This window comes from Kitasatospora sp. NPDC058492 (assembly GCF_042720685.1).
In the GTDB taxonomy this organism is placed as follows: domain Bacteria; phylum Actinomycetota; class Actinomycetes; order Streptomycetales; family Streptomycetaceae; genus Kitasatospora.
Genome location: NZ_JBHXMU010000003.1, coordinates 75,850 through 99,086, shown reverse-complemented (window position 1 = coordinate 99,086; position 23,237 = coordinate 75,850). Strand labels below are relative to the sequence as shown.

Genomic DNA, 23,237 nt, shown 5'->3' with positions numbered 1-23,237 from the left:
GGTCCTCCTGGGGTGGTGGGCGTCTCGCACCTCATTGTGCCAGCCCCGCACCCCGCTCCGGAGTGATCGCGTCGGAGGAACCGCGGCCCGGGAGTTGCCCCGGGATCTGTCCCGGGATCTGATCCGGGGATTGCCCCGGGGATTGTCCCGGGACGGGTTCCGGCAGGGCGACGTCGCAGACCTTCGGTCCGGGGTCCGCGACGCCCCTGCGGTGGCGCCGCCGGGCGAGCGGCGCGGCGAGCAGGCTGAACACCGCGAACACCGCGATGGCGAGCAGCACGATGGCCGGGCCGGAGGGCACGTTGAGGTGGTAGGAGCCGGTGACGCCGGCCAGCGAGACCACCACGCCGAGCGCGATCGAGGCCGCCTGGGTGGCGGCGAACGACCGGGTGAGCTGCTGGGCGGCGACCACCGGGACCACCATCAGGGCGCTGACCAGCAGCAGCCCGACCACCCGCATCGCGACGGTGACGGTGACGGCGGCCATCACCGCGAGCAGCAGGTTGAGCGTGCGCACCGGCAGGCCGGTGACCCGGGCGAAGTCCTCGTCCTGGCAGATCGCGAAGAGCTGCCGGCGCAGGCCGACGGTGACCGCGACGACCACCGCGCCGAGCACCGCGATGGTGATCAGGTCGGCCGGGGCGACGGTGAGGATGGAGCCCCACAGGTAGCTCTCCAGCGAGCCGGCGCCGGCCTGGGCGGAGAGCGAGACGAGCAGCTTGCCGCAGGCCATGCCGCCGTAGAAGAGCATCGCCAGGGCGATGTCGCCGCGCTGGTTGCCGCGCGAGCGGACCAGTTCCATCGTGACGGCGCCGAGCACGCAGACCAGCACGGCCATCCAGACCGGGCTGGTCTGGAAGATGAAGCCGAGGCCGACGCCGGTCATCGCGACGTGCCCCATGCCGTCGCCCATCAGGGCCTGCCGGCGCTGCACCAGGTAGATGCCGACGGCCGGGGCGGTGATCCCGACCAGGACGGCGGCGAGCAGGGCGCGCTGCATGAAGTCGTAGGAGAGCATCTCGGTCATGCCAGCAGCCTCGGCGGGGTGTGGTCGGCGTGCGGGTGGACGTGGTCGTGGCCGGGCAGCGCGTGCAGTCCGGTGTTGGGCACGGGCGGGCCGTCGTGTGCGACGCAGCCGTCCCGCAGCACCACGGCGCGGTCGATCAGCGGTTCCAGCGGCCCGAGTTCGTGCAGCACGAGGAGGACGGCGGCGCCGCGGGAGACCTCGGCGCGCAGGGTGTCGGCGAGCACCTGCTGGCTGGCGGCGTCCACGCCGGCCATCGGCTCGTCCATGATCAGCAGGTCGGGGGTGCCGACCAGGGCGCGGGCGATCAGCACCCGCTGCTGCTGGCCGCCGGACAGGTCGGCGACGCCGTCCCCGGCCCGCTCCAGCATGCCGACGGCGGCGAGCGCGCGGTCGACCGCCGCGCGGTCCCGGCGGCGGAACGGCAGCAGCCGGTGCTGCGGCAGCCGCCCGGTGGAGACCACTTCGCGCACGGTGGCCGGCACGCCGGAGGCGGCGGTGGTGCGCTGCGGAACGTACCCGATCCGGTGCCAGGCGCGGAAGCCGGCGTACGGGATGCCGAACAGCTCCAGCGTGCCCTGCCCCAGCGGGACGGAGCCGATGACGGCCTTGACGGTGGTGGACTTGCCGGAGCCGTTGGCGCCGAGCAGGGCGACCACCTCGCCGGGCTGGACGGTGAGGTCGACGCCGCGCAGCACCGGCCGACCGCCGCGGGAGGCGACGGCGTCGCGGAGGCGGACGGCCGGGGGTATCGGGTGGGTCATGGTGCTGTCGTCCCGTCAGCTGGTGGGGGTGCCGGTCGCGGTGGGAGTGGTGCCGGTCGCGGCGGGGGTGGCGCCGAGGGCGGTCTGGAGGTTGGCCAGGTTCTGCTTCATGACCGAGAGGTAGTCCTCCTTGCCCGGGTCCTTGACGCCCTCCAGCGGGTCCAGCACGGCGGTCTTGAGGCCGAGGTCCTTGGCGACGGTGTCGGCGAGCTTGGGGCTGACCAGGGTCTCGAAGAAGATCGTGGTGACGCCGTTGTCCTTGGCGGCCTTCTGCACGTCGGCGAGGCGGGCCGGGGTGGGCTCGGACTCGGGGTCGACGCCGTTGATGGCGACCTGGGTGAGGCCGTAGTGGTCGGCGAGGTAGCCGAAGGCGGCGTGGCTGGTGACGAAGGTCCTGGACTTGGCGTCCTTCAGGCCGTCCCGGAACTCCTGGTCCAGCGTGGTCAGCCGGCCGACCAGGTCGTCGGTGTTCTTGCGGTAGTCGTCGGCGTGGGCCGGGTCGGCCTTGGCGAACCCGTCGCCGACGCTCTTGGCGATCGCCGCGTAGCGGGTCGGGTCGAGCCAGATGTGCGGGTCGCCGGCCGGGCCGTCGTGCTGGTGGCCGTCGGCCTCGGCGGTGCCCTCGTCGAGGTGGTGGTCGACCAGCGGGCTGGCGGCGGTGGCGTCGATCTTGTACTTGGCCGAGGACTGGCCGACGGCCTGGTCGACGGTGGGCTGCAGGCCCTTGAGGTAGATGATCGCGTCGGACTTCTGGACGGTGGCGACCTGCTTGGCGGTGAGCTCCAGGTCGTGCGGCTCGACGCCGGCCGCGGTGAGGTCGGTGACCGCGACGTGGTCCTTGCCGATCTGCTGGGCCAGGTACTCCATCGGGTAGAAGGAGGCGACGACCTTCAGCTTGCCGTCGGCGCTCTGGGCGCTGCTGCTGCCACCGCAGGCGGTCAGGACGAGGGAGGCGGTGAGGGCGGTGGCGGCGATGGCTATCGAGCTGCGGGTACGTCGTCCGATCATCATGACAATCATTCTCATCTTATCTGGAAATGATTGTCAACTCACTCGGACGGGTGAACGGCAGGTGGCCGTGGCTGGGAGGGGCCGGACGATACCGATTTGAACCCCGTACCCGTATGGCCGGTAACCTGAGGTATTCGGGTACGCGCAACCAGCCGTGCCCTGACCGTGCCGTACGTACTGAAGAGAGCACTGTGGCCGCCGACAAGATCGACACGATCGTCAGCCTGAGCAAGCGCCGTGGCTTCGTCTACCCCTGCAGCGAGATCTACGGCGGCACGCGTGCCGCCTGGGACTACGGGCCGCTGGGCGTCGAACTCAAGGAGAACATCAAGCGCCAGTGGTGGCGCGCGATGGTCCAGGCCCGTGAGGACGTCGTGGGACTCGACTCGTCGGTGATCCTCGCGCGCGAGGTGTGGGAGGCCTCCGGCCACGTCGCCACCTTCAACGACCCGCTGACCGAGTGCCTCTCCTGCCACAAGCGCCACCGGGCCGACCACCTGGAGGAGAAGTACGAGGCCAAGCACGGCTTCCCGCCGCCGAACGGCCTCAAGGACGTCAACTGCCCCGACTGCGGCACCAAGGGCCAGTTCACCGAGCCCAAGGACTTCTCGGGCATGCTGAAGACCCACCTCGGCGTCACCGAGGAGGCCAGCGGCCTGGCCTTCCTGCGGCCCGAGACCGCCCAGGGCATCTTCACCAACTTCAAGGCCGTCCAGACCACGTCGCGCAAGAAGCCGCCGTTCGGCATCGCCCAGACCGGCAAGAGCTTCCGCAACGAGATCACCCCCGGCAACTTCATCTTCCGCACCCGCGAGTTCGAGCAGATGGAGATGGAGTTCTTCGTCAAGCCGGGCGAGGACGAGCAGTGGCACGAGTACTGGCTCCAGCAGCGCTGGGACTGGTACGTCGACCTCGGCCTGCGCACCGAGAACATGCGCTTCTTCGAGCACCCGAAGGAGAAGCTCTCCCACTACGCCAAGCGCACGGTGGACATCGAGTACCGCTTCAACTTCGGCGGCAGCGAGTACTCCGAGCTGGAGGGCGTCGCCAACCGCACCGACTACGACCTGCGGGTGCACAGCGAGGCGTCCGGCCAGGACCTCAAGTACTTCGACCAGGAGAGCGGCGAGCGGTACTTCCCGTACGTCATCGAGCCGGCGGCCGGCCTCAACCGCGCCATGCTGGCCTTCCTGATCGACGCCTACTTCGAGGACGAGGCGCCCAACGCCAAGGGCGTCATGGAGAAGCGCGTCGGCATGCGGCTCGACCCGCGCCTGGCCCCGGTCAAGGTCGCCGTCCTGCCGCTGTCGCGCAACGCCGACCTCTCCCCGAAGGCCCGCGGCCTCGCCGCCGACCTGCGCACCGCGTGGAACGTCGAGTTCGACGACGCCGGCGCCATCGGCAAGCGCTACCGCCGCCAGGACGAGATCGGCACGCCGTTCTGCGTCACCGTCGACTTCGACACCCTTGAGGACAACGCGGTGACCGTCCGCGACCGCGACACCATGTCGCAGGAGCGCGTCTCGCTCGACCAGGTCAAGGCGTACCTGGGCGCGCGACTGATCGGCTGCTGAGCCCGCTCCGCCCTTCTGGAGCCCTCGTTCGCCCCGGTCCGTCCGGGGCGGGCGGGGGCTCCTGCGTTCTGTTTCCCCATCTGCGGTCCTACCGTCTGCCCCAGCGGGAACGGGGGGCCGCGGCCGGTTCGGTCGGCAGGCCGGCGCTGCGCAGGGCGGCCAGCGTCGTCCGGTGCCGGGCGCCGTCGGCGAGCAGCGCGGCGAGCAACCGCCCGTACAGCTCCGGGCTGGTGTCCAACGCGGCCGCCAGCTTGACCAGCTCCACCGGCGGGCGCAGCGCCGCCAGCTCGTACAGCAGGACGGTCGCGAGCTCGGCCGGCAGCTCCGTCGCCAGCGCGGCCAGCTCCGCCGTCGGCCGGCCGGCCGCCTGACGCAGCAGCGTCCGCACGTCGGCGTGCCGGCCCGTACGGCGGAGGCCGGTCGCCAGCGCCGTCAGCTCCGGCGTCGGCGCCGAACCCCACTCCCACAGCAGCGTCGCGCCGTCCGCGCCCTGCCCGGCCCGCTCCAGCGCGGCCAGCAGGGCGGGCAGTGCCGACGCCGGATAGCCCCAGAACGCGTGGAACAGCTCCGCCGCCTCCTCCGCCAGCCCCAGCTCGCGCAACTCCGCCAGCATCGCCACCGCCTGCTCCGGCGCGCACTGCGCGGCGCTCCTGGCCAGGTGCAGGGACGCGCCCGTCGGACCGCGCCGGGAGAGCATGCCGACCAGCAGAGCGGCGTCCGCCGGATCGAGGCCGGTGGCCGCCCGGGACAGCAGCTCCGTCGCCTCGGCGAAGGCGCCGGCACGGTGCAGGGCCGCCACCCGCTCGGCGAGGGCGCCGATGTCGGGGCGGGCGGGCCGGGCCTGGGGCGGCGGGGCCTGGGCCGGTTGCGGCTCCGGCGGTCGGCTCCTCAGCCGGTTCTCCAACGCCTCCAGCCGATCGCTCAGTTGGAGGCAGCGGGCGCCCAGGCCCTCGCGCAGCGTGCGCGCCTGCGCCAACTGCCGCAGCAGGTCCCCGTCCGGCCGCTGGCGGCCCGGCGCCGCCCGGATCGCCTCGTTCAACCGCCGCTCCCGCTGGCTCGCGTAGCGGCTCGCGCGGAGTAACTCGTCCAGTTCCGCCCGGAGTTCGTACGCCTGCTGCTCGCCCTCCGGGTCCTGGCCCGCGGATTGTGCCGTCGGCCGCATGCGCATGATCGCCCCACCCCGTCCATCTCTCCCCTGACTGCGGGACATCCTGGCGTCGCTATATGGCGGGGGAGTTAAGGGAGCACGTCCAGTCGTGCGCGACTGGTGTCAAGGAGCGCGCAGACGGCGGTCGTGGCAAGAAGTGCGCCGGTCGCGCTCCGCAGCAGGGTCGCCTCGTAGTACGAGCCGGGTGCGACCACGGCGACGGCACAGCCGACGGCCGCCCCGACCAGGGCGGCGGGGATCAGACGGACCGTCCGCACCGCCGGCAGGAGCACCACGAGCCCCGCGACGGCCGCCAGTTCGGGGGTTCCGAAGGAGACGCCGTAGCGGACAGCCAGCGCGGGGACGAAGAACAGGACGAGGGCCCGCCCGAGCGTGCCGGTCAGCGCGGTGGTGTGCGGGCCGGCCGGACCGCCGCTCCACGGCACGAACCGGGTGGCGGCCAGGACCGCCAGCGCGGCCAGCGCGCCGGCGAGATGGTCGCCGAGTCGGGCCAGGTTGTACAGCAGCGCGGTGTCGTACAGCGTCAGCATCAGCGTGCCGAACGCCCACAGGTCGAGGGTGAACAGCACCGGGCCGCGGGGTGGCCGGGCCCGCTCGCGGGAGGCCAGCCAGACGAGCAGCGGTGGTGTGACGAGCGCGGACACCGTCCGCAGCGCGATGTCGTCCACCGTGTACGGATTCCGCAGGTCCCACTCCACCGCGCAGAACGCCACCGTATACGAGGCGGCCGCGAGCCCGGTCAGCGGCGAGCGCATCGCCCGGACGTAGAGGCCGTGGTCCAGGCGTCGCAGCACGGCGGCGAACGCCAGGAGCACCAGCGGGAGTTCGAGGAACGCCTGGACGCGGAGCACGGTGGGCGCGAGCAGCTCGGGCGCGGGGAAGTGCGCCGCCAGCCAGTCGATCGCCGGGTTGCCGCGCGGCACGTCGAACCACCCGGGCGGCAGGTAGCGGGCGACGAACGCCGTACTCCCGCCCCGCACCCGCTGCACGTACACGGCGAACAGCACCTGGTTCAGATAGACGAGTGCCACGACCAGCGCCAGCGCCACCTCCGGGCCGAAGCGCCCCCCGCGCCCCGGCCGGACCTCCTGCCGCCGCCACGCCCTGGGCGCCAGGGCCAGCGCGGCAGCGGCCGACACCACCACCGTGCCGTCCAGCACCGGGCCGACCGCCCTCATGCGGCGAGCCGTGCCCGCGCCTCCATCAGGGCGAAGCCGAGCAGGTTCAACCCCCGCCACTCGTCCGGCCGTTCCGCGCGGATGTCGTCGGCCGCGAGCCCGATGCCCCAGATCCGGTCCACCGGGCTGGCCTCGACCAGGACGCGGTCGCCGGTGCCCAGCAGGTAGGCGCGCAGCGCCTCGTCCTGCCCGAACTTCGCGACGTTCCCCTCGACGACCAGCTCGAACCGGCCGGCCGTCCAGGCCGCGTCGTCGAAACCCCTGACCAGCCGCCCCAGCTTCTTCGCCTCGGCCGGCGTGTGGGCCGCCAGCACCCGCTGCTCGATGGCCTCGTCCCCGAACATCCGGGCCTTGCCCGCCATCATCCAGTGTTCGGCGGACGCGTACGCCACCCCGTCGACGGTGAACTGCCCGGGCCGCCACTGGCTCAGGCACTCCCGCCGCGTCCCCCCGCCCTTCCGCTCGGTGTGCCCCCAGAACATCAGCCACTTCGGCCGCACCCCGGCGGCCGTCAGCGCCGCCAGCTCCGCCCGGCTACGGACGTCGGCAGGGCTCCCCACGCGCATCTCGCTCATATCGTCATTCTGACGCAAAGGGGGCCGTCGGGCCAGCGGGTTTTCGGTGGCCGGTCGGGTCAGTTGGCGGGCAGTGCGTTCGCCATGTCCCGGAAGCGGGGCGACACCCGCATCATGCCGTCCGAGCCGACGTTGAGGTTCTCGATCCAGCCTTCCCGGTACCAGAAGAGCGACGGGGTCAGCGGCGCCGGGTCGCCGGCCGCGAGCTCCTTCGACAGGTCGATCAGGAAGCGGATGGCGTTCAGCGACAGGCTGGTGCGGATCGGCACCGCGCAGAGTGTGTTGTTCGTCGGCAGGGCGACCAGAGCGCCGTTGGGCAGCTCGATGCCCCCTCCCAGGGCGTTCTCCAGGCGCAGCGCGTGGGCGGCTCCGGGCCAGGCGCCCATGCCGTTGACGGTGTGGATGGTGTCGCCGTTGGACGCGTCGAAGACCTGCCGGTTGAGCTGCTCGGTGGCCAGGTTCGCGAAGGCCCGCTCCCACAGCTCGGCCCGGCTGATGCTCCACTGGTCGGCGGCGTGTTCGGCTATCGACAGGGCCTCGGTCTTTCCGGCCCGCTTGCCGGCGTCCACGCAGAGGACGACCGACAACTCGTCGTCGATCTGCCGCGCCATCGGATCGGGCCCCAGGCCGCGGCTCCTGGTGATCAGGAGCCGCAGTCGGTCCCGGACCTCGAAGACCGAGATCTTCGCCAGCGCCTGGCACGGGCCGTGCTCGTCGCACAGCGGCCTCGGAAGGTTCTTGCGGCTGCCGAACAGCGGCATGGGTCACTCCTCGGGTGGTTGCGATGGTCGGACTGGGCCACAGCATTCCATCGGTTGGCCCTGCCGTCCCGAGATCACCCCATTCCCGAAGGTGTCCTGTCGATCTGTCAGATGGTGGCGTGCTCCCAGCGGAGGGCGGGGTGGCCGTCGATCCAGTAGTGGGTCGCCCGGTCGGTGATCCGCAGGCGGACGGCGGTGAGGTCGGGGCGTCCGGCCTCCTGCCAGGCGGTGAGGATGCGCTCGACCTCGTCCCAGAGCGGGACCGGGCCGTATTGGTGGACCGTCCAGCCGTAGGTGTCGTCGGCGACCTCGGCGGCGGATCCGGGGGTGGCCAGGTAGTGGATCGACTCCAGATCCTCCCCGATCGATACGGTGAACTTGGCGCTGGGAAAGGCGAGTTGGGTGAGGATGGCCGGCGTCGGTTCGTTGAGGAGGGTGGGGGAGGCGTGCGCCAGCCGCTTCGGTGAGGCCGCCTCCGCCCGGGCCGCGGGGCCCCCGGCCCGGGCCGCCAGGGGTTCGGGGCGGACGGGAGGGAGGGTGGAACGGTCGATGAACCGGCCGTCGGCGGTGCCGTCGGCGGCGACGGTGACCCTGGCCAGGCCGGCGCCCTCGGGCCAGGTGCCGACCGTGGCCAGGATCGTGCCGCCGGGCTTGGTCCGCTGCACCCAGGCGTAGGGGATGCGGCGCACCGCGTGGGTGGCGATCACCCGGTCGTACGTGACTTTCGGGTCGGCCTCGACGGTGCCGACGTTGCGCTCGCCGAGGAGGTGGCGGAGCAGGGCCGTCGAGTAGCCCGTGCCGGTGCCGATCTCCAACACGGTGTGCCCGTCCTCGGCGCCCAGGGCGTCGATCACGCGGACGGTGGCGGCCGGGGCGGTGGTGGAGGCGGTGGGGAAGCCCCGGACGGGCGCGGAGGCCTGGTCGGCGGTCAGATGGCCGTTGAGTTGTGTGACCAACGACCGGTTGCTGTAAGCGAGTTCGACCCACTCTGTCGGATCGGCGCCGCGCTCGGTCACCGGCCGCCAGCGGCGCCTGCCGGTGGACACGAACACCCCGGGGCGCAGGAACGGCTCCCGGGGGACGGCCTCCACAGCCGCCCGCAGCGCCGGGCTGGTCAGGGCGCCGCCCGCCTCAAGCCGGTCGGCGAGTGCGCGGCGGGCTGCTGCGGTGTCCGGGGTCATGGTTCTCCTTTCCCGGGCGGGCGTGTGCGTCTGCGCTGGATCGCCTTGCTGGGTGCGGAGTTGACCAGCACGGTCACAACGCAGAGTACGAGGAGGAGGAAGAGGTTCGCCATGCCGGGGTCGCCGTGGCGAAGCGGGCGGGAGGCGAGTACCCCTGCGCCCGCCCCGGTCGCGATGGAGAACGCTGCGGCGGCGACCAGGGCGGGGCGGGGGCGGGTCGGTGGCGTCACGAGTTCTGCGGGGGCGGCGGGCCGATGTCCTCGGGCCGGGCCGTCCACTCGACGCCGCCCTGGGGAGGGCGGAGGTGGAGGAGGCCGGCGACGTGGTCCATGACGACGCCGAGTCGCCCGGTGTAGCTGTCGTGGACGAGAGCGGCGTCGGGGGCGGTGGGGGTGGCGGCCGTCACGGGGTGAGCCAGCTGTCGAGCCGCACGGTGATCAACTTCCCGTTCGCACCCACGACTTTCGAGCGCGCTCGTGCGCTCCTCGAAGGGATGCTCTCGCTGATGACTTTCGCAGAGGCGCCCCCGATGACCTACCTTGAAGGTCCCCCTGCTGCCTGGCAGTCCTTCGTAACCGCCGTTCGGGCGGGCGAGCTCGGCGCCGCCCTCTGATCTCGCGGCCTTGGGCCCCCGCGCCCAAGGCCGCCGTTACCGCCGGAGGCATCCCGCATGGCCAGGCGTGACTACGAGGACACTCCTGCCGCACTCCCGTCGTGCGCCGAGGCCTAGGAGTAGTGCTTGTGCAGGTCGTCGCTGATCAGCCCGGTGCCGTGGTGGACGGCCAGGCTGGAGTAGGTTCCGCGCAGTTGGGCGGCGTGCGCGGTTCGCTGGTGTTCGATCAGCAGCCCCTCGGTGTCGTCCGAGTGGCCGCTGCGGGCGCGCTCTCGGCGACTCAGGAAGACGGTCGTGCCGATGATGGTGGCCACGAGTGCGACCAGGAACGCGATGACGAAGGTCATGAGGTCTCACCTTTCCCCCGGGCCTGGATCGTCCCATGACGAACCATCTCCACGGAAGGGTCAATTCCACCCGACCCGCCGCAGGAGAAGTCGACCAGGCCGACTTCCTGCGCCGGGCGCCACGGGTTTCGGGGCCCGCCCCATCGAGCAGATCGGGGAGGGGGCATGACAATTCCCCCTCCCAGAGGTCGATGTGAGGAGCCCGCATGAGCCCCACCCGTCGTGACGTCCTGCGCTGGGGAGCCGGTGCCGGCGGCGCCCTCCTGGCCGCCGCCGCGTTCAGCCCGGACGCGGCGGCAGCGGCGGCGGCAGCCGCAGCCGTCAGCCCGTCCGCCTGGATGAGTGCCCTGGACGACGCCACTCCGCTGACCGCCCTGACGATCCCCGGCACCCACGACTCCTGCTGCACCGACCCGCTGCACGGCACCGAGTGGTCCCACACCCAGAACTGGGGCCTGCCCGAGCAGCTCCAGCGCGGTATCCGCTTCCTCGACATCCGCTGCAACGGGCTCGCCGGGACGGCCGACGAACTCGGCATCTACCACGGCGACAACTACCAGTACGTCCGCCTCCAGGACGTCCTCGACCAGTGCCGCGCCTTCCTCGCCGCCAACCCGGGCGAGGGCCTGGTCATGCGCGTCAGGAACGAGTACGCGGGTGGGAACCGGCTCGACGACACCGAGTTCCAGCGCCGGATCAACCACTACCTGGACGGCCTCGGCTACCGGGGCCTGTTCTGGACGAACCCCTGGTGGCCCACCCTCGGCCAGGCCCGCGGCCGCGTCGTCCTCGCCGCCGACTTCGCCAACCCCTGGTCCGTCATCCAGTGGTCGAGCGCCACCAACACCTGGTTCGCCACCCAGGACACCTTCCAGGGCATCAGCCTCGCCGCCAAGTCCAAGGCCGTCACCGACTGGTTCGACCGCGCCTTCCTCGACCAGGGCTCCCCGCGGATGTACGTGAACTTCACCAGCTACGCCAACGGTGGCTGGCCCAAGGTCAACGCGGCCGCCATCGTGCCTCCCGTCCGCGACTACCTGAACGCCCGCCGCCAGCAGCCCGCCCACTTCGGCATCGTCCCGATGGACTTCCCCGACTTCCACACCGACGTCCTGCAACTGCTCATCGACAAGAACTTCATCGGCCGCTGACCGGCCCGCTGACCGGTCCCCGGACCGGCCCGCCGACTCGCCGTTGCTCACGCTCCGCGACGTGCCGGTGGCCCCGCGATCGGGTGTCGATCGCGGGGCCGTCGCCGTCGCCGTCGCTGTGGCCCGTGGCCCGGGGGCCGGGGGGGGGGCTCAGCCGATGGAGCGGGGGAGGCGGGTGGTCAGGTACAGGATGACGAAGGAGCCGATGAGCTGAAGGCCCAGGCAGAGGGCGAGGGCGCGGTCCATGCCGAGGCTGGGGGAGAGCGACAGGTAGAGGGTGCCGAGGGTGGCGACGCCGAGGGCGAGGCTGGACTGCTGGCCGGTGGCCAGGACGCCGCTGCCGACGCCGGCCCGGGCGGCGGGCACCTTGGCGAGGACGACGCGGAACAGCGGGGTGCCGATCAGGCCTTGTCCGATGCCGGCGAGGGCGACGCCGGGCGCCATCCGCAGCGGGGAGAAGTGCGACCAGTCGGCGAGGACGGTGACGGCGAGGGTGGCCAGGCCGGCGGCCTGGATGACGGCGCCCGCACTCAGCACCCGGCTGCCGTAGCGGCCGATCAGGCGGGGGCCGGAGAGCGAGGCGGTGAAGTAGCCGACGGCCATCGGGACGAGCGCCCAGCCGGCCGCGACCGGGCCGAGGTGCAGGCCCTGCTGGAGGGCGACGGCGATGACGAACATGAAGCCGCCGAAGCCGGCGAAGTAGGGCAGGGCGATGCCGAGGCCGCGCCGCATCTCGGGGATGCGCAGCAGGGACGGCGGCACCAGCGGGGTGGCGCCGCGCTGCTCCGCCCGGCGTTCGACCAGGACGAAGGCGGCGGCGAGGACGGGGAACAGTGCGAGCAGCACCCAGGACCAGAGCGGCCAGCCGGCGGCGCGGCCCTCCATCAGCGGGACGAGCAGGGCGAGCAGCGAGGCGGTGAGCAGGACGGTGCCGGGCACGTCGACGCGGGCGGCCTGGGTGGCCCGGCTCTCCGGGACGTAGCGGACGGCGAGGACCAGGGCGAGCAGCGCGAACGGCACGTTGAGCAGGAAGACGGAGCGCCAGCCGGTGCCGAACAGGTCGGCGGCGACGAGCATGCCGCCGAGCACCTGCCCGATGACCACGGAGATGCCGCCGACGGCGCCGTAGATGCTGAGGGCGCGGCCGCGCCGGGCGCCGTCGGTGGCGGCGGTGATGGTGCCGAGGACCTGCGGGATCAGCAGCGCGGCCGAGGCACCCTGGGCGGCGCGGGCGGCGACCAGGGTCCAGGCGCCGGGGGCGAGGCCGCAGGCGAGCGAGGTGAGGGCGAAGGTGGCGGCGCCGACGACGAAGAGCCGGCGGCGGCCGAAGATGTCGCCGAGGCGCCCGCCGAGGACGAGCAGGACGGCGAAGGCGATGCCGTAGCCGGCGGCGACGAGTTCGAGGACGGCGGGCCCGGCGGCCAGGTCGTGGTCGATGGTGGGCAGGGCGACGTTCACGATGAAGAAGTCGAGCATCGGCAGGAAGGCCCCGAGCAGGACGGTGACCAGCCCGGCGGTGCCGAGGGAGGGGGCGGCGGTGCGGGCGGCGGCCGCGGTCGCGGTGCCGGGGGTGGTGGCGGCGCGGACCGGGTCGGGGGCGACGGCGAGTTGTTGGGTCACGGGTCCTACGATCCGCCTGGCCGTACCCTGGTACCAGAGTGTGGTTATCCAGGTATAAGAAGTACCTGGCAACAGGCTCCGGGCTGGCGCATGCTAGGAACCATGAGCCTCACCACCCCGGCCGCGCAAGCCCGGACCGCCCCGGCGACGCAAGCCCGGACCGCCCCCGACGACGCCCGCCGGCACGACCTGGCGGCCTTCCTGCGCAGCCGCCGCGAGCGGATCGCACCCGACCAGGTGGGCCTGCCCCCGACCGGCCGCCGCCGCACGCCGGGGCTGCGCCGCGAGGAGGTCGCGCAGCTCGCCGCCGTCGGGGTGACCTGGTACACGTGGTTGGAGCAGGGGCGCGACATCCAGGTGTCCACCCAGGTGCTGGACGCGGTCTCCCGCGCCCTGTTGCTGGACCCGAGCGAGCGCGCGCACCTGTTCACCCTGGCCGGCGCGGAGGATCCGGCGCCGGTGAGGGAGTGCCCCTCGGTCACCCCGAGCGTGCGGCTGGTGCTGGAGCAGATGGCGCCGTACCCGGCCGTGGCGGTCAACACCCGCTACGACGTGCTCGCGTACAACGCCCAGTACACCGCGATCGTCGGCGATCTCAGCGAACTTCCGCCCGAGGACCGCAACTTGATGTGGCTGGCGTTCGCCCCCTCGCGGTTCCGCGAGGTGCTGATCGACTACCGGACCGAACGCCTCGGCATGGTGGCCCGCTTCCGTGCCGCGATGGCCGACCACAGCGCGGAGCCCGCCTGGAAGGCACTGCTGGCCCGGCTGCTCAAGACCTCGCCGGACTTCGCGGAGGTCTGGCAGCGGCACGAGGTGATGGGGCCGAGCAACGGGATCAAGCGGTTCCAGGTGCCGGGCGTCGGGCTGCTGCGCTGCGAGTACACCAGCTTCTGGCTCGGCCCCCGACTCGGGACGCGGATGATCACGTACACCCCGCTGGACGAGGAGACCCGCGCGCTGATGGACCAGCTGCCCAGCAGCTTCTAGCCCCTCCTGATGGCTTCTAGCGAGGGGCGAGGACGGCACGCCCGAGCAGCACGCACACCACCGCGAGCGGCAGTTCGACGCCGAGCGCCATCACCAGGGCGGCGAGCACCGCGTGGCCCGGGCCGGCGCAGGCGATGTCGGCCAGCGCGTCCCCCGCGAGCAGCAGCGCCACCGCGCCGCCGGCCCAGCCGGCGGCGGCGCTGCGCCGGCGCAGCAGGGCGTCGAGCGAGAGCAGCGCGGAGAACTCCAGCAGGTCGAGCACGACCCACGGGGTCTCGTGGCAGGCGGCGAGGACCGCGAGCCAGGGCAGCAGAGCGACGGCGGCCATGACGGGCACCCGCTCGAAGCGGGCGGGCAGGACGAGGGCGGCGGCCGGGCGGCCGGCGAGGACGGCGGTGCTCATGCGGCCCCTCCGGCGACCGAGGCCCCGCCGACGACCGAGGCCTCGCCGGCGATCGCGGCCTCGCCTCGGCGCCGCACCCGCTCCAGCGGCTGCCGCTCGGTGGTGTCCCCGCCGGGGTGCCGGACCAGCACCCCGGTGTACGGGCCCTCGGCCCAGGCGAGCCAGAACCGCCCGGCGACCGCGACCACCTCGGCGCCGACGGCCGGCCGCTCGAACCGGAACGGCCCGGCCGACCAGAGCGACCGTACGGACCAGAGTGACCGCACGGACCGGAACGGCCGCCCGGACCCGAGCGGCCGTGCGAATCCGAACGACCGCCCGGACCGGAACGGCCGGGCCAGCCGCCCGGCGGTGAACGCCACCGCGGGCGCGCTGCCGTCGGCCGCTAGCCGGCCCCAGGCGAGCACGTGGTGCGCCCGCCCGCCGGCCGGGCTGCGACGAGCACCGCGCAGCAGCTGCGGGGTGAGCCGGGCGGCGACCAGGACATCGGCCAACTCGCCGTCCTGGTACACCTCCAGCGCGGCCCGGCCGCGGCGGCCGACCAGGCTGCGGACCGACCAGGGCCCGGCCCCGACCGGCAGCGTCCCCTCCGGCCCCGCCGTCCGGCGGAGCGCGTCCCCGGGAACACCCCCGTGGCTCCCGGGGACGGGCCGCCGGTGCGGCGGGGTGGCGGAGTGCGATGCGGTGCTCGTCATGCCGTCCAGCTTCCCGTCGATCATGGGCCGCTGTCGGTGGTGCCGTGCTCCGAATCCGGGGTGTACCTAGATACACCCCGACCGTGAGCCCCCCTTCATGGCGGCCGTTGATCATCGCGCCCTACGCTGTCGGTCATGCCCTCCACCACGTTGCGCCGAGCGCTCGTCAGGAGCCTTCGGCGCCCCCCGTGGTCGCCCGAGGCCTGGCGGGACACCCGTTTCATAGCCGCCGGCCTCCCGCTGGCCCTGCCGGTCTGGCTGGCCGTCACCGAGTCCAAGCTGCTCTTCCCGATGACGGCCCTGGTCCTCATCTGCACCCGCCCGCTCACCGCCGCCCAGCGCGGCCGGCTGCGCGCCCTGCGCGGGGTGGAGGTGTCGCCGCCGCGTCCGGGCGAGCCGTGGGCCTGGCTGCCGGGCCGGCTGCTGCTGGGGCTGACCTGGCGCCAGGCCGTCCACCACCTGCTGGCCGGCCCGCTGCTGGCGGCGGGCGCGCTGGTGGTGCTGTACGCCTGGGGCGCCGGCGTGGTGATGGCCAGCGTGTACGGCTGGGTCTGGCTGATGCCCGTCGGCAGCCCGCTGCGCTCGGAGCTGGCCGGGCTGGACGTGGTGATCACGGTCGCCGGGGTGCTGCTGCTGGCCGTGATGCCCTGGCTGGCGGCGCTGGCGGCCTGGCTGGAGGTGCGCACGGCCCAGCTGCTGCTCGGCCCCAACCGGGCGGAGGCGCTGGAGCGGCGGGTCGAGGAGATCGCCGAGAGCCGGGCCGGGCTGGTCGACGTGGTGGACGCCGAGCGCCGCCGGATCGAGCGGGACCTGCACGACGGCGCCCAGCAGCGCCTGACCTCCCTCGCGATGAACCTGGGCCTGGCCCGGCGCACCCTCAAGGACGTCCCGCCCGAGGTCATGCAGGTGATCGTGGACGCGCACGAGGAGGCGCAGGCGGCCATCGACGAGCTGCGCGACCTCGTCCGCGGCCTGCACCCGGCGGTCCTGGAGGACCGCGGCCTGGACGCGGCGCTGTCCGGCATCGCGGCCCGCGCCCCGCTGCCGGTGCGCCTGGACGTGCACCTCGCCGAGCCGGTCGCCCCGACCGTCGAGGCGGTCGCCTACTTCACCGTCTCCGAGGCCCTGACCAACGTGGCCAAGCACGCCCGCGCCCAGCGGGTCGACCTCTCGGTGCGGACGGTCGGCGGCCGGCTGCGCCTGGTCATCAGCGACGACGGCGTGGGCGGCGCGGACGCCTCGCGCGGCACCGGGCTGACCGGCCTGCGCAAGCGCGCCGCCTCCGTCGACGGCACACTGTCCGTTCTCAGCCCCCTCGGGGGCCCCACCACCATCACCGTGGAGTTGCCGTGCGCGCTGTGATCGCCGAGGACTCGGTCCTGCTGAGGGTCGGCCTGGTCAAGGTCCTGGAGGCGGTGGGCTTCGAGGTCGTAGCCGCCGTCGGGGACGCCACCGAGTTGCTGGCGGCCGTCGAGGAGCACCGCCCGAAGGTGGTGGTGGCGGACGTCCGGATGCCTCCGGACTTCACCGACGAGGGCGTGAAGGCCGCGCTGATGATCCGCCGGCAGTGGCCGGACGTCGCCGTGCTGCTGCTCTCCCAGTACGTGGAGGAGCGTTACGCCGCCGACCTGCTGGCCACCAACACCAGCGGCGTCGGCTACCTGCTCAAGCAGCGGGTGGCCAACGTGGACGACTTCGTGGAGGCGCTGCAGCGGGTCGCCGCGGGCGGCACCGCGCTGGACCCTGAGGTGGTGGCCCAGCTGCTGGTGCGCCGCCACCGGGACCCGCTGGAGAAGCTGACCCCGCGCGAGCGGGACGTGCTCGGCCTGATGGCGGAGGGCCGCTCCAACGCCGCGATCGCGGCCGCCCTGGTGGTCAGCGACAGCGCGGTGGCCAAGCACATCAACTCGATCTTCACCAAGCTCGACCTGCCGCCGGCCGACGACAGCCACCGCCGGGTGCTGGCGGTGCTGCGGTTCCTGGAGGTCGGGTAGCCGTGGGCGGACCGACGAAGGCGTGGGGGCGGAAGGCCTGGCGCACCACCGGGGCGCTCGCGATCGCGGTCGTCATGATCGGCGCCGGGATGCAGACCTGGGCGATGGTGGTGCAGCAGCAGACGACCTCGATGCAGCCGTACAACGTCGTCATCCACAAGCTCCGGCTGGACACCGGCAGCGCCTCGGTGCGGATCAGGGCGGGCCGGGACGGCCGGGTGGTGGTCCGGCAGAACCTGGACTGGATGGTGCGCAAGCCGTCGGTGTCGACCACCTTCGACGGTGACGTGCTCACGGTCGGCATGGAGTGCCGGAAGGTCCTGCCGTTCGCCGACTTCGGCTGCGGTGCCCAGATCGAGCTGGAGGTGCCGGCCGGTACCGACGTGTCGGGGCAGGTGAGCTCGGGCAGCGTCGAGGTGGACGGCCTGAGCGGCGGCGTTCGGATGGACCTCACCTCGGGCGAGCTGAAACTGATCGGCACGTCCGGGCAGGTGTACGCGCACGCCACCTCCGGGATGGTGCAGGGCACCGACCTGAGCTCGGAGCAGGTGTACGCGGAGACCACCTCGGGGGCGGTCGACCTGGCCTTCTCCAAGGCGCCGCGGTCGGTGGACACCAAGAGCACGTCCGGCTCGGTGAAGCTGACCCTGCCGCAGGACTCCCACTACGCCTTCAGCGGCGAGGTCGGCAGCGGCAGCCGCCACATCGACCCGAGCCTGGCGGACCCGGCCAGCCCGAACCGGATCCACGGCTCGGTCACCTCGGGCTCGATCACGATCGACCCGGCCTAGAAAAGGCCCGGAGCGGTCCGGAGCGGTCCGGGGCGGCCTGGAGCGGCCCGGAGCGGCCCGGAGCGGCCCGGAAACAGGGGCTGACCCGGGTGGGGGACAATGGAGAGTCCCGTTCCCCTGCCCCGAGGTCAGCCGCGCATGACAGCCACGCCCGCACCCACCGCGCCCGACGCCGAGTTCGCGCCGCTGGACATCGGCCCGATCCGGGTGTGGCCGCCCGTCGTGCTGGCGCCGATGGCCGGCATCACCAACGCGCCGTTCCGCACCCTCTGCCGCGAGCAGAGCGGCGGCAAGGGCCTGTACGTCTCCGAGATGATCACCACCCGGGCCCTGGTCGAGCGCAACGCCAAGACCATGCAGCTGATCAAGTTCGACGCCAGCGAGAAGCCGCGCTCGATCCAGCTGTACGGCGTGGACCCGGTGACGGTCGGCAAGGCCGCCCGGATGATCGCGGACGAGGGCCTGGCCGACCACATCGACCTCAACTTCGGCTGCCCCGTCCCCAAGGTGACCCGCAAGGGCGGCGGCTCGGCGCTGCCGTACAAGCGCAACCTGCTGCGCGAGATCCTGCGCGAGGCCGTGGCCAACGCGGGCGACCTGCCGGTCACCATGAAGATGCGCAAGGGCATCGACGACGACCACCTCACCTACCTGGACGCCGGCCGGATCGGCGCCGAGGAGGGCGTGGCCGCGATCGCCCTGCACGGGCGCACCGCCGCCCAGCACTACGGCGGGACGGCCGACTGGTCGGCGATCGCCCGGCTGCGCGAGTCCGTTCCGGCGCACGTCCCGGTGCTGGGCAACGGGGACATCTGGTCGGCGGACGACGCGCTGCGGATGATGCGGGAGACGGGTTGCGACGGTGTCGTGGTGGGCCGCGGCTGCCTGGGCCGGCCGTGGCTGTTCCGGGACCTGGTCTCGATCTTCGAGGGCGAGGTCGACTACGCCCGTCCGGACTTCGGCTACGTGGCGCGGGCGATGGTGCGGCACGCGCAGCTGCTCGGCGAGTGGATCGGGGACGAGGCGCGCGGCGTGATCGACTTCCGCAAGCACGTCGCCTGGTACACCAAGGGCTTCTCGGTCGGCTCGGAGCTGCGGGTGAAGCTCGCCAACTCCTCCTCCCTGGCCGAACTGGCCGAAACCCTCGCCCTGGTGGAGCAGTCCCAGGCCTGGCCGGCCGGTGCGGACGGGCCGCGCGGGCGTACCGCCGGCAACAACCGGGTGGTGCTGCCCGAGGGCTGGTTGGACGATCCGTACGACTGCGCCCGACCGGGCGCGGACGCCGAATCGGACACCTCTGGCGGATGATCTGTCCGTAGTGGCGAAATTGGCCCTCCAGGGCCCACTGCCACTCGGTCCCAGCCCTCTTGTCCAATCTGGACAGGAGGGCTCCTTTTCGGCGGTCCGATGTCACGGAACGGGCACGTTTCTGGACGGAGTGCGACGATCGGCGGAGGCGGACTACGTTCGACCGGTGAGATGCGCTGGTGACGCTTGCCACATGCGGTGGCGCCTGACGGCGGGTCAGTGGACGAAATGGACAGGTCGACTGTGAATCGCTTCCCGAAGCCGGTGGGCCGGTGATCGGCCGATCCGAGTGCAGGAAATCAAGCCGGGGCAACGCGGGCGACCCGCGACCGCTACCCAGCGTCCGAATCGTGCGATCTTCGTGTTTCTCTTCGTTCAAGACTTGAAGGCGGGCTAGCGTCATCCGGACGATTTCACCAACAGAGGTGAACGCCTTTATGTGCATTCGATCTATCGGGTTACCCCCGGGTACCGGCCTCGTACGGCCTATTCGGGGCAGAGAAGAACCTTCGAAATGGGTATGTTCTCCGGCGTCAGGGCAACCGCGTACGAGGAGACCGACCCGTGCCGTCCCAGCAGAAGTTTGTTTACTCCTTCACTGAAGGAAACAAGGACCTCAAGGACCTTCTCGGCGGCAAGGGCGCGAACCTGGCCGAGATGACCAACCTTGGCCTCCCCGTCCCTCCGGGGTTCACCATCACCACCGAGGCCTGCAAGGTCTTCCTGGAGACCGGCAGCGAGCCCTCCTCGCTCCACCAGGAGATCAGCGCCCACCTGGACGCGCTCGAGCAGGAGATGGGCAAGAAGCTCGGCCAGCCCGACAACCCGCTGCTGGTGTCGGTGCGCTCGGGCGCGAAGTTCTCCATGCCCGGCATGATGGACACCGTCCTGAACATCGGCCTCTCGGACGCCTCGGTGGTCGGTCTCGTCGCCCAGTCCGGCAACGAGCGCTTCGCCTGGGACTCCTACCGCCGCCTGGTCCAGATGTTCGGCAAGACCGTGCTGGGCGTCGACGGCGAGCTGTTCGAGGAGGCCCTCGACGAGGCCAAGCACGCCAAGGGCACCGTCAACGACCTGGACCTGGACGCTGCCGACCTCCGGGAACTCGTCGAGCTGTTCAAGGGCATCGTCGAGCGCGAGACCGGCCGGGCCTTCCCGCAGGACCCGCGCGAGCAGATGGACCTCGCCATCCACGCCGTCTTCCACTCCTGGAACGGCGACCGCGCCCGCCTGTACCGCCGGCAGGAGCGCATCCCGAACGACCTCGGCACCGCGGTCAACGTCTGCAGCATGGTCTTCGGCAACCTCGGCGAGGACTCCGGCACCGGTGTCGCCTTCACCCGTGACCCCTCCACCGGTGCCCAGGGCGTCTACGGCGACTACCTGTCCAACGCCCAGGGCGAGGACGTCGTCGCCGGCATCCGCAACACCCTGCCGCTGGCCGAGCTGGAGAAGCTCGACAAGAAGTCGTACGACGAGCTGATGACGATCATGCAGACGCTCGAGAACCACTACCGCGACCTCTGCGACATCGAGTTCACCATCGAGCGCGGCAAGCTCTGGATGCTGCAGACCCGCGTCGGCAAGCGCACCGCCGCCGCGGCCTTCCGGATCGCCGTCCAGCTGGTCGACCAGGGCCTGATCGACCTGGACGAGGCCCTCATGCGGGTCACCGGCGGCCAGCTCTCGCAGCTGATGTTCCCGCGCTTCGCCCCGAACGCCGAGTCCCAGCAGATCGCCTGGGGCCTCGCCGCCTCGCCCGGCGCCGCCATCGGCAAGATCGTGTTCGACTCCTACACCGCCGTCAAGTGGTCCCGTTCCGGCGAGAAGGTCATCCTGGTCCGCCGCGAGACCAACCCGGACGACCTGGACGGCATGATCGCCGCCGAGGGCATCCTCACCTCGCGCGGCGGCAAGACCTCGCACGCCGCCGTCGTCGCCCGCGGCATGGGCAAGACCTGTGTCTGCGGCGCCGAGGAGCTGGAGGTCGACACCAAGCGCCGCCGGATGACCACCGCCGCCGGCCTGGTGCTGGAGGAGGGCGACGTCGTCTCCATCGACGGCGCCACCGGCAAGGTCTACCTCGGCGAGGTCCCCGTCCTGCCGTCCCCCGTCGTCGAGTACTTCGAGGGCACCCTGCACGCCGGCGCCGACGTCCAGGGCGGACTCGTCCAGGCCGTCCACCGGCTGATGGCGCACGCCGACGTCCGCCGCCGGCTCGCCGTGCGCGCCAACGCCGACAACGCCGAGGACGGCGGGCGCGCCCGCCGCTACGGCGCCCAGGGCATCGGCCTGTGCCGCACCGAGCACATGTTCCTCGGCGAGGAGCGCCGCAAGGAGGTCGAGCACCTGATCCTGGCGGACAACGACAAGGACCGCGAGCTCGCCCTCTCCACCCTGCTGCCGCTGCAGAAGGGCGACTTCCTGGAGCTCTTCCAGGCCATGGACGGCCTGCCGGTCACCGTCCGCCTGCTCGACCCGCCGCTGCACGAGTTCCTGCCGGACATCACCGAGCTGTCGGTGCGCGTCGCCCTCGCCGAGGCCCGCAAGGACCCGAACGAGAACGACCTGCGCCTGCTCCAGGCGGTGCACAAGCTGCACGAGCAGAACCCGATGCTGGGCCTGCGCGGCGTCCGCCTCGGCCTGGTCATCCCCGGCCTGTTCGGCATGCAGGTCCGCGCCATCGCCGAGGCCGCCGCCGAGCGCCGGCTGGCCGGCGCGGACCCGCGCCCCGAGGTGATGATCCCGCTGGTCGGCACCGTCCAGGAGCTGGAGCTGGTCCGCGACGAGTGCGAGCGCGTGCTCGCCGAGGTCGCCCAGTCCACCGGCGTGCAGCTGGACATCAAGCTCGGCACCATGATCGAGCTGCCGCGCGCCGCCGTCACCGCCGGTCAGATCGCCGAGGCCGCCGAGTTCTTCTCCTTCGGCACCAACGACCTCACCCAGACCGTGTGGGGCTTCTCCCGGGACGACGTGGAGGCCTCGTTCTTCACCGCCTACCTGGAGAAGGGCATCTTCGGGGTCTCCCCGTTCGAGACCATCGACCGCGACGGCGTCGGCGCGCTCGTCAAGCACGCCGTCGAGGCCGGCCGGGCCACCCGCCCCGACCTCAAGCTCGGCGTCTGCGGCGAGCACGGCGGCGACCCGGACTCGGTCCACTTCTTCCACGAGGTGGGGCTGGACTACGTCTCCTGCTCCCCCTTCCGGATCCCGGTGGCGCGCCTGGAGGCAGGCCGCGCCGCCATCGAGACGGCGGGCAGCGACCCGCGCTGAGAGAGGGTAGGCATCCCCTCCTCGGCCGCGGGCCGGACTGACCGCTTCCCTCCCCACCGGGAGGGCGTACACCGGAGCTCGGCGCAGGAGAACCGGCGTACGTAACAACGGCCGGGCGGGGACGGACAATGGCGTCCGTCCCCGCCCGGCCGTCCGTCTGTGCCGGGCGGTCCTTCCCCGGCCGTCCGTCTGTGCCCGGCCGCGCTTCCCAGCCGGCCTTCCCCGTCCGGCCGGATGTGGCGGCGGCCACGTGTGTAGCTGGCCGGGCGGCGCCCGCGCGCCTGCCAAGCTGGGGCGCATGACCAGACGTAAAAGCCCGCTCGTCGTCGTGGCCGTCCTGATCCTGGCCCTCGTCGCCGGGATCGGGTACCTGCTCGCCGGCAAGGGCGGCAGCAGCCACCCCAAGGCCGCCGCGAGCTCCACCGCCACCTCGGCGGGCGCCTCGGCCCCCAAGTCCTCGGCCCCCAAGCCGTCCCCGCCCGCCGGCGGCACCCCCGCCCCGAGCGGCACCTGGGTGCCCGCCGACCCGGCGCTCGCCGACGTCTGCCGCAGCAAGCTCCCCAGCCAGGCCCAGGACACCCTCGGCCTGATCGCCAAGAACGGCCCGTACCCGTACAACCGCGACGGCATCATCTTCGAGAACCGCGAGAGCCGCCTGCCGAAGAAGTCCGGCGGCTACTACCACGAGTTCACCGTGGTCACCCCGGGCTCCAACGACCGCGGCACCCGCCGCGTGGTCACCGGCGGCTCCGGCGAGCAGTACTGGTCGCCGGACCACTACGCGACCTTCCAGGAGATCGACCCGCGCTGCTGACA

General features: G+C 72.5%; 22 protein-coding genes. 9 read left to right on the top strand and 13 right to left on the bottom strand.

Features of this window, described 5'->3' with window-relative positions; translation table 11 throughout:
* Positions 1 to 31: 31 nt before the first annotated feature.
* The 3 genes from ACFWPI_RS03170 to ACFWPI_RS03160 are packed head-to-tail and all read right to left on the bottom strand — an operon-like array spanning position 32 to position 2,808.
* Positions 32 to 1,027 carry a metal ABC transporter permease gene (locus ACFWPI_RS03170; RefSeq protein WP_208869069.1) on the bottom strand — a complete coding sequence of 332 codons (996 nt, stop codon included), beginning with the start codon at positions 1,025 to 1,027 and terminating at the stop codon, positions 32 to 34.
* The gene (locus tag ACFWPI_RS03165; protein ID WP_063347507.1) at positions 1,024 to 1,788 is read right to left on the bottom strand and encodes a metal ABC transporter ATP-binding protein; all 765 of its coding nucleotides are present in this window, start codon (positions 1,786 to 1,788) and stop codon (positions 1,024 to 1,026) included. The genes ACFWPI_RS03170 and ACFWPI_RS03165 overlap by 4 nt, the downstream gene beginning before the upstream one ends.
* Positions 1,789 to 1,803: 15 nt before the next feature.
* Complete coding sequence (locus ACFWPI_RS03160) at positions 1,804 to 2,808, bottom strand: metal ABC transporter substrate-binding protein (RefSeq protein ID WP_380379294.1); 1,005 nt, start codon at positions 2,806 to 2,808, stop codon at positions 1,804 to 1,806.
* A 182-nt stretch (positions 2,809 to 2,990) separates the two neighbouring features.
* Here ACFWPI_RS03160 and ACFWPI_RS03155 point away from each other — a divergent pair, with 182 nt between their 5' ends.
* On the top strand, positions 2,991 to 4,373 hold the full coding sequence (locus tag ACFWPI_RS03155; RefSeq protein ID WP_063347506.1) for a glycine--tRNA ligase: 1,383 nt from the start codon (positions 2,991 to 2,993) through the stop codon (positions 4,371 to 4,373).
* Between the two features lie 88 nt (positions 4,374 to 4,461).
* Here ACFWPI_RS03155 and ACFWPI_RS03150 read toward each other — a convergent pair whose 3' ends face one another.
* From ACFWPI_RS03150 to ACFWPI_RS03120, 7 genes are all read right to left on the bottom strand, one after another.
* On the bottom strand, positions 4,462 to 5,541 hold the full coding sequence (locus ACFWPI_RS03150; RefSeq protein ID WP_159398423.1) for a hypothetical protein: 1,080 nt from the start codon (positions 5,539 to 5,541) through the stop codon (positions 4,462 to 4,464).
* A gap of 68 nt (positions 5,542 to 5,609) precedes the next feature.
* Complete coding sequence (locus ACFWPI_RS03145; RefSeq protein ID WP_380379268.1) at positions 5,610 to 6,719, bottom strand: hypothetical protein; 1,110 nt, start codon at positions 6,717 to 6,719, stop codon at positions 5,610 to 5,612.
* Positions 6,716 to 7,294: an NADAR family protein gene (locus ACFWPI_RS03140; RefSeq protein ID WP_380379270.1), complete on the bottom strand. Its 579-nt coding sequence runs from the start codon at positions 7,292 to 7,294 to the stop codon at positions 6,716 to 6,718. The genes ACFWPI_RS03145 and ACFWPI_RS03140 overlap by 4 nt, the downstream gene beginning before the upstream one ends.
* A gap of 59 nt (positions 7,295 to 7,353) precedes the next feature.
* The gene (locus ACFWPI_RS03135) at positions 7,354 to 8,055 is read right to left on the bottom strand and encodes a hypothetical protein (protein ID WP_380379271.1); all 702 of its coding nucleotides are present in this window, start codon (positions 8,053 to 8,055) and stop codon (positions 7,354 to 7,356) included.
* Between the two features lie 107 nt (positions 8,056 to 8,162).
* Positions 8,163 to 9,236, bottom strand: coding sequence for a methyltransferase (locus tag ACFWPI_RS03130; RefSeq protein ID WP_380379273.1), 1,074 nt, complete (start codon positions 9,234 to 9,236; stop codon positions 8,163 to 8,165).
* Between the two features lie 226 nt (positions 9,237 to 9,462).
* Entirely contained in the window at positions 9,463 to 9,642 is a 180-nt protein-coding gene (locus tag ACFWPI_RS03125; RefSeq protein ID WP_380379275.1) for a hypothetical protein, read from the bottom strand.
* 320 nt (positions 9,643 to 9,962) lie between these two features.
* On the bottom strand, positions 9,963 to 10,196 hold the full coding sequence (locus ACFWPI_RS03120; protein WP_363369962.1) for a hypothetical protein: 234 nt from the start codon (positions 10,194 to 10,196) through the stop codon (positions 9,963 to 9,965).
* A gap of 206 nt (positions 10,197 to 10,402) precedes the next feature.
* Here ACFWPI_RS03120 and ACFWPI_RS03115 point away from each other — a divergent pair, with 206 nt between their 5' ends.
* The gene (locus tag ACFWPI_RS03115) at positions 10,403 to 11,347 is read left to right on the top strand and encodes a phosphatidylinositol-specific phospholipase C (RefSeq protein ID WP_380379277.1); all 945 of its coding nucleotides are present in this window, start codon (positions 10,403 to 10,405) and stop codon (positions 11,345 to 11,347) included.
* Between the two features lie 150 nt (positions 11,348 to 11,497).
* On the opposite strand, the gene ACFWPI_RS03110 is transcribed toward ACFWPI_RS03115, so the two are convergent.
* A complete protein-coding gene (locus ACFWPI_RS03110) occupies positions 11,498 to 12,967 on the bottom strand; it encodes an MFS transporter (protein ID WP_380379279.1) in 1,470 nt (489 codons plus the stop codon).
* A gap of 102 nt (positions 12,968 to 13,069) precedes the next feature.
* Between ACFWPI_RS03110 and ACFWPI_RS03105 the strand changes: the two genes are divergently transcribed.
* Positions 13,070 to 13,957 (top strand): helix-turn-helix transcriptional regulator, encoded by an 888-nt coding sequence (locus ACFWPI_RS03105; protein WP_380379281.1) that lies wholly within the window; start codon positions 13,070 to 13,072, stop codon positions 13,955 to 13,957.
* 16 nt (positions 13,958 to 13,973) lie between these two features.
* Here the strand turns inward: ACFWPI_RS03105 and ACFWPI_RS03100 are convergent, their stop codons facing one another.
* Together ACFWPI_RS03100 and ACFWPI_RS03095 are read right to left on the bottom strand one after the other, a co-directional pair.
* Positions 13,974 to 14,360, bottom strand: coding sequence for a hypothetical protein (locus ACFWPI_RS03100; protein ID WP_380379283.1), 387 nt, complete (start codon positions 14,358 to 14,360; stop codon positions 13,974 to 13,976).
* On the bottom strand, positions 14,357 to 15,055 hold the full coding sequence (locus ACFWPI_RS03095) for a hypothetical protein (RefSeq protein ID WP_380379285.1): 699 nt from the start codon (positions 15,053 to 15,055) through the stop codon (positions 14,357 to 14,359). Before ACFWPI_RS03095 ends, ACFWPI_RS03100 begins: the two co-directional genes overlap by 4 nt.
* Positions 15,056 to 15,190: 135 nt before the next feature.
* Between ACFWPI_RS03095 and ACFWPI_RS03090 the strand changes: the two genes are divergently transcribed.
* The 6 genes from ACFWPI_RS03090 to ACFWPI_RS03065 all read left to right on the top strand — a co-directional run bounded on the left by ACFWPI_RS03090 (position 15,191) and on the right by ACFWPI_RS03065 (position 23,235).
* On the top strand, positions 15,191 to 16,417 hold the full coding sequence (locus ACFWPI_RS03090; protein WP_380379287.1) for a histidine kinase: 1,227 nt from the start codon (positions 15,191 to 15,193) through the stop codon (positions 16,415 to 16,417).
* Positions 16,405 to 17,049: a response regulator gene (locus ACFWPI_RS03085; protein WP_380379289.1), complete on the top strand. Its 645-nt coding sequence runs from the start codon at positions 16,405 to 16,407 to the stop codon at positions 17,047 to 17,049. Before ACFWPI_RS03090 ends, ACFWPI_RS03085 begins: the two co-directional genes overlap by 13 nt.
* Before the next feature lie 2 nt (positions 17,050 to 17,051).
* A complete protein-coding gene (locus tag ACFWPI_RS03080) occupies positions 17,052 to 17,840 on the top strand; it encodes a DUF4097 family beta strand repeat-containing protein (protein ID WP_380379291.1) in 789 nt (262 codons plus the stop codon).
* 138 nt (positions 17,841 to 17,978) lie between these two features.
* Positions 17,979 to 19,148 carry a tRNA dihydrouridine synthase DusB gene (gene dusB, locus ACFWPI_RS03075; protein WP_363369980.1) on the top strand — a complete coding sequence of 390 codons (1,170 nt, stop codon included), beginning with the start codon at positions 17,979 to 17,981 and terminating at the stop codon, positions 19,146 to 19,148.
* Positions 19,149 to 19,712: 564 nt separating this feature from the next.
* The gene (gene ppdK, locus ACFWPI_RS03070; protein ID WP_380379293.1) at positions 19,713 to 22,421 is read left to right on the top strand and encodes a pyruvate, phosphate dikinase; all 2,709 of its coding nucleotides are present in this window, start codon (positions 19,713 to 19,715) and stop codon (positions 22,419 to 22,421) included.
* Positions 22,422 to 22,719: 298 nt separating this feature from the next.
* Positions 22,720 to 23,235, top strand: a complete 516-nt coding sequence (locus tag ACFWPI_RS03065; protein ID WP_380380334.1) for a ribonuclease — start codon at positions 22,720 to 22,722, stop codon at positions 23,233 to 23,235.
* The last annotated feature ends 2 nt before the right edge of the window (positions 23,236 to 23,237 follow it).